This window comes from Streptomyces sp. NPDC005775 (assembly GCF_042871565.1).
GTDB lineage: Bacteria > Actinomycetota > Actinomycetes > Streptomycetales > Streptomycetaceae > Streptomyces.
On sequence record NZ_JBIAIU010000005.1, the window covers coordinates 354192 to 367599 of the forward strand.

12 protein-coding genes are annotated in these 13408 nt (G+C 71.9%); 7 read left to right on the forward strand and 5 right to left on the reverse strand.

Going from position 1 to position 13408, the window contains the following annotated elements; translation table 11 throughout:
- The first annotated feature begins 99 nt into the window (after nucleotides 1–99).
- From ACFYPA_RS15090 to ACFYPA_RS15100, 3 genes are all read left to right on the forward strand, one after another.
- Complete coding sequence (locus ACFYPA_RS15090; protein WP_359081043.1) at nucleotides 100–690, forward strand: cysteine hydrolase family protein; 591 nt, start codon at nucleotides 100–102, stop codon at nucleotides 688–690.
- A 98-nt stretch (nucleotides 691–788) separates the two neighbouring features.
- Entirely contained in the window at nucleotides 789–1007 is a 219-nt protein-coding gene (locus ACFYPA_RS15095; RefSeq protein ID WP_359081045.1) for a DUF6458 family protein, read from the forward strand.
- A 123-nt stretch (nucleotides 1008–1130) separates the two neighbouring features.
- Nucleotides 1131–3956 carry a BTAD domain-containing putative transcriptional regulator gene (locus tag ACFYPA_RS15100; RefSeq protein ID WP_359081047.1) on the forward strand — a complete coding sequence of 942 codons (2826 nt, stop codon included), beginning with the start codon at nucleotides 1131–1133 and terminating at the stop codon, nucleotides 3954–3956.
- Nucleotides 3957–4001: 45 nt separating this feature from the next.
- On the opposite strand, the gene ACFYPA_RS15105 is transcribed toward ACFYPA_RS15100, so the two are convergent.
- Nucleotides 4002–5813 (reverse strand): NHL domain-containing thioredoxin family protein, encoded by a 1812-nt coding sequence (locus ACFYPA_RS15105; protein WP_389132057.1) that lies wholly within the window; start codon nucleotides 5811–5813, stop codon nucleotides 4002–4004.
- A 65-nt stretch (nucleotides 5814–5878) separates the two neighbouring features.
- On the opposite strand from ACFYPA_RS15105, the gene ACFYPA_RS15110 reads away from it, so the two are divergent.
- Entirely contained in the window at nucleotides 5879–6370 is a 492-nt protein-coding gene (locus tag ACFYPA_RS15110; protein WP_359081050.1) for an LURP-one-related family protein, read from the forward strand.
- Between the two features lie 81 nt (nucleotides 6371–6451).
- On the opposite strand, the gene ACFYPA_RS15115 is transcribed toward ACFYPA_RS15110, so the two are convergent.
- Entirely contained in the window at nucleotides 6452–7255 is an 804-nt protein-coding gene (locus ACFYPA_RS15115) for a carbon-nitrogen family hydrolase (protein ID WP_359312800.1), read from the reverse strand.
- Nucleotides 7256–7592: 337 nt separating this feature from the next.
- Between ACFYPA_RS15115 and ACFYPA_RS15120 the strand changes: the two genes are divergently transcribed.
- Complete coding sequence (locus tag ACFYPA_RS15120) at nucleotides 7593–8417, forward strand: maleylpyruvate isomerase family mycothiol-dependent enzyme (RefSeq protein ID WP_359348749.1); 825 nt, start codon at nucleotides 7593–7595, stop codon at nucleotides 8415–8417.
- A gap of 63 nt (nucleotides 8418–8480) precedes the next feature.
- Here the strand turns inward: ACFYPA_RS15120 and ACFYPA_RS15125 are convergent, their stop codons facing one another.
- The gene (locus ACFYPA_RS15125) at nucleotides 8481–9791 is read right to left on the reverse strand and encodes an MFS transporter (RefSeq protein ID WP_359348745.1); all 1311 of its coding nucleotides are present in this window, start codon (nucleotides 9789–9791) and stop codon (nucleotides 8481–8483) included.
- Nucleotides 9788–10462 carry a GntR family transcriptional regulator gene (locus ACFYPA_RS15130; protein WP_359312802.1) on the reverse strand — a complete coding sequence of 225 codons (675 nt, stop codon included), beginning with the start codon at nucleotides 10460–10462 and terminating at the stop codon, nucleotides 9788–9790. The genes ACFYPA_RS15125 and ACFYPA_RS15130 overlap by 4 nt, the downstream gene beginning before the upstream one ends.
- A 280-nt stretch (nucleotides 10463–10742) precedes the next feature.
- On the opposite strand from ACFYPA_RS15130, the gene ACFYPA_RS15135 reads away from it, so the two are divergent.
- Nucleotides 10743–11657 carry a D-alanyl-D-alanine carboxypeptidase family protein gene (locus tag ACFYPA_RS15135; RefSeq protein ID WP_389132062.1) on the forward strand — a complete coding sequence of 305 codons (915 nt, stop codon included), beginning with the start codon at nucleotides 10743–10745 and terminating at the stop codon, nucleotides 11655–11657.
- A gap of 108 nt (nucleotides 11658–11765) precedes the next feature.
- On the opposite strand, the gene ACFYPA_RS15140 is transcribed toward ACFYPA_RS15135, so the two are convergent.
- Complete coding sequence (locus ACFYPA_RS15140) at nucleotides 11766–12659, reverse strand: NADP-dependent oxidoreductase (protein WP_359081062.1); 894 nt, start codon at nucleotides 12657–12659, stop codon at nucleotides 11766–11768.
- Nucleotides 12660–12729: 70 nt separating this feature from the next.
- Between ACFYPA_RS15140 and ACFYPA_RS15145 the strand changes: the two genes are divergently transcribed.
- Nucleotides 12730–13305: a helix-turn-helix domain-containing protein gene (locus tag ACFYPA_RS15145; RefSeq protein WP_359312809.1), complete on the forward strand. Its 576-nt coding sequence runs from the start codon at nucleotides 12730–12732 to the stop codon at nucleotides 13303–13305.
- The last annotated feature ends 103 nt before the right edge of the window (nucleotides 13306–13408 follow it).

Consider the following 13408-nt stretch of genomic DNA (forward strand, 5'->3'; position numbering starts at 1 on the left):
CGACATTGCCGACACAACCGGTGGGTCGTAGCGTCGTACGCGTGCGGCCGCCGGACCGGCGGGTCCGCCTCCCCGACCGAAATCACAGGTGCCACAGCCATGCCCCGAACCACACTGCGCCGGCTCAACGGCCTCGACGACACCCCCGCGACCCTCGCCGACTCGACCCTCGTCCTCATCGACTACCAGAACACCTACACGACCGGCGTGATGGAGCTGGACGGCTGGCAGCCCGCGCTCGACGCCGGCGCCCGGCTCCTGGCCCGAGCCCGTGAGGCGGGCACGACGGTCATCCACGTCATCAACGACGGGGGTGAGGGCACTCCGTACGACATCCGGGCCGAGATCGGCCGGATCCACCCCAGCGTCGCACCGGTCGACGGCGAGACCGTCGTCGTCAAGCGGGTGCCGGACTCGTTCGTCGGCACCGACCTGGGCGAGCACGTCGAGGCCGCGGGGAAGAACGACCTGGTCCTCGCCGGCTTCATGACCCACATGTGCGTCCAGTTCACCGCTCAGGGCGCGTTCCTGCGAGGCAACCGGCCCACCGTCGTCGCCGACGCCTGCGCCACCCGCGCCCTGCCGGTCACCGGCACCGAACTGGACGCCCACCAGGTGCATGCCGGCGCCCTCGCCACCGTCGCGGACCTATACGGGGTCGTCGTCGCGACGCAGGACTCACTGAACTGAGCGCTTCTGCGGGGCATTCCGGGGAATGCCCGCCCCGGGGCCGGGTACCCGCTGCGTACACGGCCCGGATCTTCCGGGGCGTCGAGGAGGCGGAACTCATGGGACTCGGAGGATGCATCATCCTCATCGGTGCAGGGGCGATACTCGCCTTCGCGACCGACTGGGAAATGGACACGGTCAACGTCGACATGGTCGGCTGGATCATGATGATCGTCGGCATCATCGGTGTCTTCGTCTACGCCAGCGTGATGCGCCGGCGCCGCATGGTCGTGCCGCCCACCACCACGGTCGTGTCCGAGGACGAACGCCGCCTGTGAGCTGACGGGGCGCGCCCCGCCGACCGGGCGCACCCCTTCGCGGGTGACTCGCGATCCCCGATATTCTGGGCACTTGTCCGTGACCCGGCACCGGGCGCGTCACACCCGGAAGGGGAGCCGCTCGTGGAGTTCCGGTTGCTCGGCACGGTCTGCGTCGACACCATGACCGGGCCGCTGCCCCTGGGCCCCGCCAAACGCCGCAGCCTGCTCGCCGCACTGCTGCTGAGCGCCAACACTCCCGTCTCCATGGCCCGGTTGACCGACTGTCTGTGGGACGAGGCCCCACCGCTGCACGCCCGCACGGTCATCCAGGGCCATGTCTCCCGGCTGCGCGTCCTGCTGATGAGCGCGGACGCGGAGGCGTACGGGGTCGAGCTGGCCACGCTCGGCGACGCCTACGTGCTGCGGGCACCGGAGACCCTGCTGGACTCCCAGCGGTTCGAGGAACTGCTGATGCTGGCCCGGGAGCAGCGCAGCCCCGCCGACGCGGTGCTCATGCTGAAGGAGGCCCTGTCGCTGTGGCAGGGGCCCGCGCTCACCGGTACGTACGCCAGTACTCCGCTCCGGGCGGCCGCCCACGCGCTGGAGGAGTCCCGGCTGGCGACGGTCGAGCAACTGGCCCGGTCCTACGCCGCGCTCGGGGAGCACCACCGGGCGGCGGCGGCACTACGGGCCGAGGCCGTCGCCCATCCGATGCGGGAGTCGATGGCGGCGGCCCTGATGACGGCGCTGTACCGGTCGGGGCGTCAGTCCGAGGCCCTGGACTGGTTCCACCGCACCCGCCGGCTGCTCGCCGACGAGTTGGGCATCGATCCGGGGCGCGAGCTGGCCGACGCGTACGCGCAGATCCTGCGCGGCGATCCGGGCCCGGCGGAGGCCGGCGGGAGCCCTGAGACCGGGCAGGTGCCCGTGGCCCACCCGGAAGCCGGTACGCACGACGGGACCGGCGCCGCCCCGCTGCCGCCCCGGGCAGGGGCCACCACGACGTCCCCGGCGGACGCCCCGCGCCTTCCGCACCCGGGCGCCGCGCCGCACGCCGTCGATCTGCTGCCCCGCGCTCCCCGCGGCTTCCACGGGCGGGGCGCCGAACTCACCGCGCTCTCCCGGGCCGCGGCGGGCGAGGCCCCCGTCTGTCTGGTCACCGGTCCGGCCGGGGTCGGCAAGACCGCGCTGGCCCTGCACTGGGCGCGCCGGTCCCCCGCGGCGTTCCCGGACGGGCGGCTCTTCGCCGATCTGCGCGGGTTCTCCGACACCGGTGAGCCGACGCCCCTCGAAGTGCTGCGCGAGTTCCTGCTCGCGCTCGGCGTCGCGCCCCGCCGGGTTCCGGAGTCCGTCGCCGGGGCCGCGGCGCTGTTCCGCTCGCTGACCGACCGCCTCAGCGTGCTCGTCGTCCTCGACAACGTCCGCGACTCCGCCCAGGTCAGGCAGTTGCTGCCGGGAGGCACGGACTGCGTCACGCTGATCACCAGCAGGCACCGGCTGGAGGGGCTCATCGCCTCGGACGCCGCCGTGCCGGTCCCGCTGGACGTGCTGGAGCCGCCGGACGGCACCGCGCTCCTGGCCGGGGTGCTGGGCGAGGAGCGGGTCGTCGCCGAACCGGTGGCGGCCCGGCGGCTCGCCGAGCTCTGCGGCGGACTGCCCCTCGCCCTGCGGGTCACGGCGGCCCGGCTGGCGGGCCGCCCGCAGTGGACACTCGCCGACATGGCCGACGAACTGGCCGACGAGCGCAGCCGGCTGACCTATCTGGCCGTGGAGGACACGGGGGTCTCCGCCTCACTGCGGCTGACCGTGCAGCAGCTCCCGGCGGACGCCGTCCACCACTTCACCCGGCTCGGCCACCACCCGGGCAGCCACTTCGACCCGTACACGGCCGCCGCCCTCGCCTCCACCGACCCGATCGTCGCCGCCGCCGCGCTGGAGCGGCTGGCCGCCGCCCACCTGGTCACCGAGGCCGGGCCCGGGCGCTGGATACTGCACGATCTGGTGCGGCTCTACGCCCGCGGGCTCGCCCCCGAGGCCGGGGCCGGCGCGCTCACCGGTGTGCTCGACCACTACATCGCGACCGCCCTGGCCGCCGCGGACACGGCCGAACCCGGCGGGGAGCCCTGCTTCGTGCTGCCGGACGGTTTCCGGCGGCCCGCCGCCGTGCGGGACTTCACCGACCGGGCCGCGGCGATGGACTGGCTCGCCGCCGAACGCGAGGACCTCGCGCTGGCCGCTGCCGCCGCCCGCGCCGCCGGACTCGATGACCGGGCCTGGCGGATCATCCTGCTCCAGTGGCCGCACGTGGTGTGGCGGGCCCGGGACGGCTGGACCCCGATGCTGGAACTGGCCCTGGCCGCGGCGCTCGCGCAGGACGATCCGTACGCCGAGTCCCGGGTCCGCAATCTGCTGGGCTGGGTGCTGTCGGAAGAGGGCAGGACCGACCGGGCCCTGGCACTCCTCGAACCCTCGCCCGGTCTCGCCCGGCAGGCCGGGGACCGGCTCGGCGAGGCGACGGCGCTGATCAACCTGGCGATCGTCCAGGCCGAGCAGGGCGGCCTCGACGTGGCGATGGAGGGCTGCGGCCGGGCCCTGGAACTGGCCCGGAAGGAACCCGACGCGCACACGGAGATGCTCGCCCTCCAGCACCTCGCCCGCATGCAGCTCACCGCGGGGCGCCCGCAGGACGCCCTGGACTCCGCGGGCGCCGCTTTCGAGCTGGGCCCCGAGCACGAGGAGGCGGCCCGCCGGGTGCTGCTGACGACCGTCAGCGGCGAGGCGCGGCTCGCCCTCGGCGCGGAGGACGAGGGCGTCATGCTGCTGGACCTGGCGGCCACGGAGGCCGAACGCGCCGGGTACGACGTGGGCGCGGTGCGGGCCCTGGAGGCGTTGCTGCGGGTGGCCGCGGCGCCGGAGTACGTGCGGCGCTACGAGGAAGCGGTCCGGCGGCTCGCCGACGACGGCTGACGCCGGCCGAGAGGGCTCCCGCCCGACCCCGGCCGGCGCGCCCTGTCAGCCCTGCTCGTCCATTCCGGCCAGCACCAGCGGCAGGCGCGAGGCCCCCTCGGCGGTCACGGTGACCGGAACACCCCAGTCCTGCTGGTGGACGTGGCAGGCCGGGTACTCGTTGGCCGGGTCGTCATCGCAGGAGGCGGCCATCGCCGAGACGTGCAGGACGCCCTCGGTGATGCCGTCGGCGAGGACCAGCTCGCGGAAGAGGTCGGTGCCGGCCCCTTCGCCCCCGGCCAGCAACTCCGGCGGGGTCGAGGAGACCAGCAGCCGGGTCGAGGGCCCGTAGCGGGTGTCCAGCTTCTGACCGGCGGGCGCCTGGAAGACGACGTCGAGCCGGAGCGTGCCGGGAGCGACCGCGGTCGCCGCGCGCTGGGTCCGGTGCGCCCGGTCCGCGACCCGTACCGCCTCCTCGGGCAGCCGCAGCCGGGTCAGCCGGTGCCGGGCCGACTCGACGACCACCAGATCGCCGTCGATCAGCACGGCGGCGCTGGGCTCGCGCAGGTCCGTGGCGAGCGTGGTGACCTCGTCGCTCACCGGGTCGTAGCGGCGCAGGGCGTGGTTGTACGTGTCGCTGACGGCGACGGACCCGTCCGGCAGCGCGGTGACGCCCAGCGGGTGCTGGAGCAGCGCCTGCGCGGCGGCCCCGTCGCGGTGGCCGAAGTCGAAGAGGCCGGTGCCGACGGCGGTGTGCACGGCTCCCTGACGGTCGACGTAGCGCAGCGCGGACGTCTCCGAGTCGGCGACCCACAGCCGGTCCTCGGTCGCGGCGAGCCCGGACGGCTGGGCGAACCAGGCCTCCGCGCCGGGGCCGTCGACGAGCCCTTCGTTCGTGGTGCCGGCCGCGACCCGGACGGTGCCGTTCTCGGGGTCGTACATCCACAGCTGGTGCACGCCCGCCATGGCGATCCACAGCCGGCCGTCGAACCAGGCGACGTCCCACGGCGAGGACAGGTCGACCTCGTGGCCCGCGCCGCTGGTCGGCGCGCCCTGCCACCACTGGCGGCCGGTGCCGGCCAGGGTCGTCGTCGCACCGGTCGTGAGGTCGAGGGCCCGGATCGCGTGGTTGACGGTGTCCGCGACGGCGATCCGTCCGTCGGGCAGCACCGCCAGCCCCTGCGGCTCGCTGAACCTGACGTCGTCGGGCCCGCCGTCCACCAGTCCGCGCTCACCCGAACCGAAGTTCCGCCGGACGCTCTCGCCGTCCGCGTCCAGCTCGACCAGACGGTGGCGGGTGGTGTCGGACACCAGGAAGCCGCCGTCGGGCAGCAGCAGGGCCTTGCCGGGGAACCGCAGGTGCGTGGCCACCGGCTCGGGCGCCACATAGGGGCCGTCGCCTCGGCGCAGGGTGCCCTTGGCCGCGTGCTCGGTCTCCAGCTCCTCGACCAGCTTCTCGATGGCGTGGGCATGGCCCTCACCGGCGTGCTGGGCGACGACATAGCCCTCGGGATCCACGACGACGAGCGTCGGCCAGGCACGTACGGCGTACTGCTTCCAGGTGGCGAGCTCGGGATCGTCGAGCACCGGGTGGTGGACCTCGTACCGCTCGACGGCGTCGACGACGGCCTGGTGCTCCGCCTCGTGGACGAACTTCGGCGAGTGGACGCCGATGATCACCACGGTGTCGCGGTGCTTCTCCTCCAGCTCGCGCAGCTCGTCCAGGACATGCAGACAGTTCACACAGCAGAACGTCCAGAAATCCAAGATCACAATGCGGCCTCGCAGGTCAGCGAGGGTGTACTGCCGGTCGCCTGTATTGAGCCAGCCGCCCTTGCCGATCAGTTCGGGGGCCCTGACGCGCGCACGTGTTGCCATGTGAAGAGTCAACATCACCGTGGCGTGCACACATTCCGCGGAGGGGCTCGGGGAACCTGTGAGCCATGAGACTTCTCGTGCGTGAGCGACTGTTCGGCATCGGTGACGACTACTGGATCGAGGACACCGACGGCCGCAAGGTCTTCCTCGTCGACGGCAAGGCCATGCGGGTGCGCGACACCTTCGAGCTGAAGGACGCGCAGGGCCGCATCGTCATCGAGATCAAGCAGAAGCTGCTCAGCCTGCGCGACACCATGCTGATCGAGCGTGACGGCGAACAGCTCGCGAAGGTCAAGCGGAAGCGGCTGTCGCTGCTGCGCAACCACTACCGGGTGACGCTGGTGGACGGGACCGAGCTCGACGTCAGCGGCAAGATCATGGACCGTGAGTTCGCGGTGGACTACGACGGGGAGCTGCTGGCACAGATCTCGCGCCGCTGGCTGACCGTGCGGGACACGTACGGGATCGACATCGTGCGCGACGACGCCGACGCGGGGCTGCTGATCGCCGTGGCGGTGTGCGTGATCGTGCTCGCGGAGAAGGAGCACGAGGACTGAGGTGCGGGCGTGCCTGTTTCACGTGAAACAGGCACGCCTACGGCGGGGCGACGGCCCCTGCACTCGGGCCACCCCCGTGGGTCAGGCCGGACCCCTCGGCGGCACGGGCAGCCCCAGCCGGCGGTCCTTGAGCGCGGGGAACTGCTCACGGGTGGTGGCGACCTCGGCGGGATCGAACTCCACGGTCAGCACCTCCTCGTCCGCACCCGCCTCGGCGAGCACCTGGCCCCATGGGTCGACGACGATGCTGTGCCCCGCCTGCTGGATCCCGGCGTGGGTTCCGGCGGAGCCGACGGCCAGGACGAAGGCCTGGTTCTCCACGGCCCGCGCCTGGGCCAGCAGCGTCCAGTGGGCGCGGCGGCGCTCCGGCCAGCCAGCCGCGACGACGAGGGTCTCGGCGCCCGCGTCGACGAGTCCGCGGAACATCTCCGGGAAGCGCAGGTCGTAGCAGGTGGCGAGGCCGAGCGTGGTCTGCGGCAGGGCAAGCGTCACCAGCTCCTCACCGGCGCCCATCATGACCGCCTCGCCCTTGTCGAAGCCGAAGCGGTGGATCTTGCGGTAGGCGGCGGCCCGCTCGCCCTCGGGCGTGAAGACGAGCGTGGTGTTGTAGAGCGTGCCGTCGTCGGCCCGCTCGACGAAGGACCCCGCGTGCAGCCAGACCCCGGCGTCGGCGGCGGCCTTGGCCATCACCTCGTGCGTGGGGCCGTGCAGCGGTTCGGCCTCGGCCTCGAATTCCGTGTAGGCGAAGGCTCCGACCGGCCAGAGCTCGGGCAGGACGACCAGATCCGCGCCCCGTTGGGCCGCGATCAGCGAAGCCGCGCGCTCCCTGCGGGAATTGATGGATTCGTCCGGTTCTACTGCGATCTGGATGAGAGAGGCGCGCACACTACCACCGTCCTGGCATATGAGCCGTCAACACGGGCCTACGATCGTCACACGAAAGCACTGCCGGGGTGCCTGCTCGCAGCGTAACTTGGACCGACCGGCAATCGGGGGGCGGAAGAAGGAGCGGCGCTGGGTGCGTGCAGCTGCAAGGCGGAGGATTGAGGCATGGCGGAGCCATGGTGATTGACGACAACGCCGCAGATGTGCGCACCCAGCACCGCGACGCCGCCCCCTGATTGCCGGTCGGTCCAAACGACCGAACCTCATCGCAGCTCGCAGCCCGCCGTCCGCGCCCAGCTCTCCAGCCCATGCACCGCAGAACCGCACGAGGGGTCCCGTGACCGTCCATCCCAGCCTCCAGACCTACGCCGACGCCTGGACCCACTCCATCGAGTCGATAGCCGAGCTGGTGAGCCCGCTCACCGAGGGGGAGTGGAACGGCCGCACGCCATGCCCCAACTGGTCGGTGCGCGACATCGTTTCGCACATCATCGGCATGGAGTGCGAGCAGCTCGGCGACCCGCGCCCCATCCACACACTGCCGCGCGACCTCTTCCACGTGCAGAGCGACTTCGCCCGCTACATGGAGATGCAGGTCGACGTCCGGCGCCACCACACCGCGCCGGAGATGACCTCCGAGCTGGAGTACACGATCATCCGCCGGTCCCGTCAGCTGCGCAACGAGACGCGTGACCCGGAGACCATGACGCGGGCCCCCCTCGGAGCCGAGCAGACCCTCGAACTGGCGCTGCGCATGCGCGCCTTCGACGTCTGGGTGCATGAGCAGGACCTGCGTACGACGCTGGGCAAGCCCGGCAACCTGGATTCCCCCGGCTCCGCGATCGTCCGGGACACGCTGCTCCTGGCGCTGCCGAAGGTCGTGGCCAAGGAGGCGGGCGCGCCGCCCAACTCGGCGGTCGTGCTCGATGTGCACGGTCCGGTGGAGTTCCTGCGCACGGTCAGGGTCGACGCGGAGGGCCGCGGTTCGGTGGACGGCGCGCCGTCGCTCGGTCCCGCGGTGACGCTGGCGATGGACTGGGAGACGTACGTCCGCCTCGCCTGCGGGCGGGTGCGGGCGAGCGCGGTGGCGGACCGGATCAAGTCCGAGGGCGACCAGGACCTGGCCGCCGCCATCCTGCAGAACTTCGCCGTCACCCCGTAGTACGCACGTCCGCGTCCGGCGGCGCCCGCCCCGTCCAGGGGGACGGGCGCGCCGCCGACGCGGTCACGCGGGCACGTGCACGGCCTCTACGCGGCTGATCACGTGATGCTCCCGCTCCCGGTGCGCCGCCCTCAGCCGCAGCCGCAGGATCTGCGCGACGCCGAGCGCCTCCAGGACGAAGACCGAGGCGAACGCGACGCGGTAGTTGTCGCCGGTCGCGTCGAGCAGCACGCCGACGGCGAACAGCGTGGTCATGGAGGCGACGAAGCCGCCCATGTTGACGATGCCCGAAGCGGTCCCCTGGCGCTCCGGGGGGTTGGCCGGGCGGGCGAAGTCGAAGCCGATCATCGAGGCGGGCCCGCAGGCGCCGAGCACCACGCACAGCGTGATCAGCAGCCACATCGGGGCGTGGTCCCCGGGGTGGAGGATCGCCGAGGCCCACAGCAGGGCCGTCATGCCGACGGTCCCCAGCGCGAGCGGAATCCGGGCCGTGTGCCGGCGGGCGATGACCTGCCCGTAGACGAGGCCGACGCCCATGTTGGAGAGCACCACCAGGGTGAGCAGCTCCCCCGCGGTCCCCCGGCTCAGCCCCTGGTCCTCCACCAGGAACGGCATGCCCCACAGCAGCAGGAACACCATGGCCGGGAACTGCGTCGTGAAGTGCACCCACATCCCGAGCCGGGTGCCGGGCTCCCGCCAGGCCGCGGCGATCTGCTTGCGTACGTACGTGGCACCGGCGTGCTCCGCGGGCGGCGGCTCGAAGCCCTCGGGGTGGTCCTTGAGGAAGAGCAGGAGCAGCACCAGCACCACGACTCCGGCCAGCGAGCTGCCGACGAAGGTGGTGGTCCAGCCGAAGCCGTGCAGGGACCGGGCGATGACCAGCGTCGAGACGAGGTTGCCCGCCATGCCGAAGAGGGCCGCGACCTGTCCGATCAGCGGACCGCGGCGGGCCGGGAACCAGCGCGCCCCCAGCCGCAGCACACTGATGAACGTCATCGCGTCGCCGCAGCCCAGCAGGGCGCGGGAGGCCAGCGCGGTGCCGTACGAGGGGGAGAGCGCGAAACCGAGCTGCCCCAGGGTGAACAGGACGGCTCCGAGGGCGAGCACCTTCTTGGTGCCCAGCCGGTCGACCATCAGGCCGACGGGTATCTGCATGCCCGCGTAGACGAGCAGCTGGAGGATGGAGAAGGTGGAGAGGGCGGAGGCGTTGACGTCGAAGCGGTCGGCCGCGTCGAGCCCGGCGACACCGAGGCTGGTGCGGAAGATGATCGCGACGAAGTAGACGGCGACGCCGATGCCCCAGACCCGGGCGGCACGCCGGCCGCCGGGCGGGTCACCGGGCAGGGACAGGGTGGGGGCGGCGCCCGAACTCACCGGTCCTCACCCCTGACCAGCACCTTGACCCGGCTGACATGACGGCGCACGACCTGCGCGGCACCGTCCGCGTCACCGGCTCTGATCGCCTCCAGCAGCTCGCCGTGCTCGGCGATGTTGGCGGCGATCCTGCCGGGGTGGGCCTCCATGACGGCGACGCCCATCCGCAGCTGGCGGTCGCGCAGCTGGTCGTAGAGGCGGGACAGGATCTCGTTGCCCGCGTGGCGGACGATCTCCGCGTGGAAGCAGCGGTCCTTCACGGACACGGCGGCCAGGTCACCGGCCTCGGACAGCTGCCGCTGCTCCTCCAGGATCACCTCCAGACGGCCGATCAGCTGCGGGGAGGCGGGCACGGCCTTGCGGGCGGCGAACTCCTCGACGAGCAGCCGCGTCTCCACGACGTCCGCGATCTCCTGCGCGGAGACGGCGAGCACGAGCGCGCCCTTCTTCGGATAGAGCTTGATCAGCCCCTCGACCTCCAGCCGCAGCAGCGCCTCCCTCACGGGCGTACGCGAAACGCCCACGGCCTCGGCGAGGTCCCCCTCGGTCAGGAGGGTCCCGCCCTCGTAACGGCGGTCGAGGACCGCGCCCTTGACGTAGGTGTAGACGCGCTCGGCAGCGGGTGGCCGCTTCACGGGCGGGCGGACGGGGGACGAGGCTGGGGCAGGCATGCACACAGCATAGATACAACATGCACGCAAGAGTGAACCGATCCCACGATGCGGACGCGTCACCCGCGCGCTGCGCGCCCACCGCGCACACCCGATATCCGGGCACGCCCCCCGCGCACCCCTCGCCCGCACCGCCCATGCGCGACATCCGGAATCCATGCCGCCGGATGTCGTACGAAATCACCCCTCGAGCGCCGCAACCATTCACCGGCCCCGTAGGTCTCACCAACGCGCGGCACCCCCATGCAGCCGCATTCCAGGGGCATTTGGAGAGTTCAACTTGAAACTCGGCATTCAGCGCATAAGGCGCGTTTCAGCCACTGCCACGGTGGCCCTCACCGCAGGTGCCGTCCTCGTCGGCGGCGCGTTCGCGTCCTCGGCACAGGCCGCCGCACCGCCGGCTCCGACGATCGTCGCCAAGGGCGGCTTCCTGATGGACAACGGCACCGGGAGGACCGTGTTCACCAAGGCCGCGGACACCCGTCGCTCCACCGGCTCCACCACGAAGATCATGACCGCCCGGGTGGTGCTGGCCCAGAAGGGCCTCAACCTGAACTCCAAGGTCACGATCCAGAAGGCGTACAGCGACTACATCGTCTCCAAGGGGGCCTCCTCGGCCCGCCTCATCGTGGGCGACAAGGTGACGGTCCGCCAGCTGCTGTACGGGCTGATGCTGCCGTCCGGCTGCGACGCCGCGTACGCCCTCGCCGACAAGTTCGGCTCCGGCTCCACGCGCGCGGCCCGGGTGAAGTCGTTCATCGGCAAGATGAACAGCACGGCCAAGGGCCTCGGCCTGAAGAACACGCACTTCGACTCGTTCGACGGCATAAGCAACGGGTCCAACTACTCGACCCCGCGCGACCTGACGAAGCTCGCGAGCAGCGCGATGAAGTACTCCACGTTCCGCACGGTCGTGAAGACGAAGTCGACGAAGCAGAAGGTCACCACGAAGACCGGTGGCTCCCGCTACATGGCGTGGACCAACACCAACAAGCTGCTGGGCACCTACAGCGGCGCGATCGGTGTGAAGACCGGCTCCGGCGCTACGGCCAAGTACTGCCTGGTCTTCGCGGCGACGCGCAACGGCAAGACCGTCATCGGCGCGGTCCTGACCTCCACCTCGGAGGCGACCCGCACGGCGGACGCGAAGAAGATCATGGACTACGGCTTCAAGAGGTATCTCAGCCGCGGCTGACCAAGGTGCCCGAGGTGCCCGGCGTGCGTTCACCGCTTACGCCGGGCATCTTCGCGTACCGGACCCGCGCTCACGCGAGTCCCGCAGCGGTGGTGCGTACGGAGCCGGTCAGATGACCACCACCCGGCGCCCGCGCGTGTGGCCGGCCTGGCTGTCGACGTGCGCCGCCGCGGCCTCGGCGAGCGGGTACGCCTTCTCGACCGGGATGTGGAGCTTCCCCCGCGCGATGAGGCGGGCGGCCTCAGCGAGCGCTTCCGGCACGCTCCCGGCCACGCCGGAGAACCGGACGCCGAACTCCGGCGCACCCAGGTCGGCGATGGAGACGACCCTGCGCGGATCCCCCGTCAGCTCGACCAGCTCACGGATCACACCCGAGCCGGCCAGATCGAGCGCGGCGTCGACGCGGCCGAGCCGCCGCACCCGCTCGACCCAGCCCGCGCCGTACGTGGTGGCGAGGGCGCCCAGGCCGCGCAGATAGTCCTGGTTCGAGGCACCGCCCGTGCCGATCACCGCGATGCCGCGGTCGCGGGCGATCTGCAGCACCGCCGATCCGACTCCCCCGGACGCTCCGCTGACCAGCAACGTCTCCCCGGGCCGCACGCCGACCTGATCGATGACGCGCAGCGCGGTCTCCACCACGGAGGGGTACCCGGCCGCCTCTTCGAACGTCAGCCCCTCGGGCATCCGGGCCCAGGCCGACAGCACGGCGAACTCGGCGTACGTACTGGAGCCTTCGCCGAACACGTGGTCGCCGATCTCGACCCCGTCGACGCCCTCGCCGACCTCGTCCACGACCCCGGCGGCGTCCTGCCCGACTCCGGCGGGCAATTCGATCGGATGCGCGCCGAGGACCTGGCCCTCACGGACCCGCCAGTCGACCGGGTTCACGCCCGCCGCCCGCACGGCGACGCGTATGCGGCCGGGGCCCGCATGGGGCTCCTCGGCATCGATGAGTCGAAGGACGTCCGGACCGCCGAACTCGGCGAAGTTCACTTTTCTCATGCGAGGGAACGTAACACTAACCGTTAGCTTTTTGAAACGGTCAGGATTTCCTACCTGCTAGCGTGACCGCATGACCGTTGAGTCCGGACGCCGCGAGCGCAAGAAGGCCGCGACCCGCCAGAAGATCGCCGACACCGCCCTGCGGCTCTTCCTGGAACGCGGGTACGACGCGGTGGGCATCCGTGACGTGGCCGCCGAGGCGGATGTCGCCGTCACCACGCTCTTCTCCCACTTCGCCTCCAAAGAGGCCCTGGTGTTCGAGCAGGACACGGACTTCGAGCTGCGCCTCACGCGCGCGGTCACCGGCCGGGCGCCGAACGAGCCGCTCCTGCCCGCACTGCGCCACGAGATCCACGCCCTGGTGCGCCACTGCACGGCAGACGGCAACGCCCGCCTCTGGCACATGATCGACGGGTCCCCCGCTCTGCGGGAGTACGAGGAATCGATGAGGCTGCGCCATGCGGAGACGCTGGCGGCGGCCATCGCCGCCGATCCCGGCCTGGCACGGACCACGACGGCCTGCCGGACGGTCGCGAGGTTCGTGATCGACGCCTACACACTGGCCCGCGAGGAGCCCGATCCGCAGGCCGCGGTGGACGAGATCTTCGAGATGATCGAGGCGGCGTGGGGCGTCACCGCCCCCTAGGGCGCGTTTCGAAAGGAGCGCCGTCCGCCCGGAGGGCGGGTCCGGCGGCGTCCGGTGCGTACGATCGCAAAGGCGGAGGGTCGCCCCGATACTGGGCGTATCG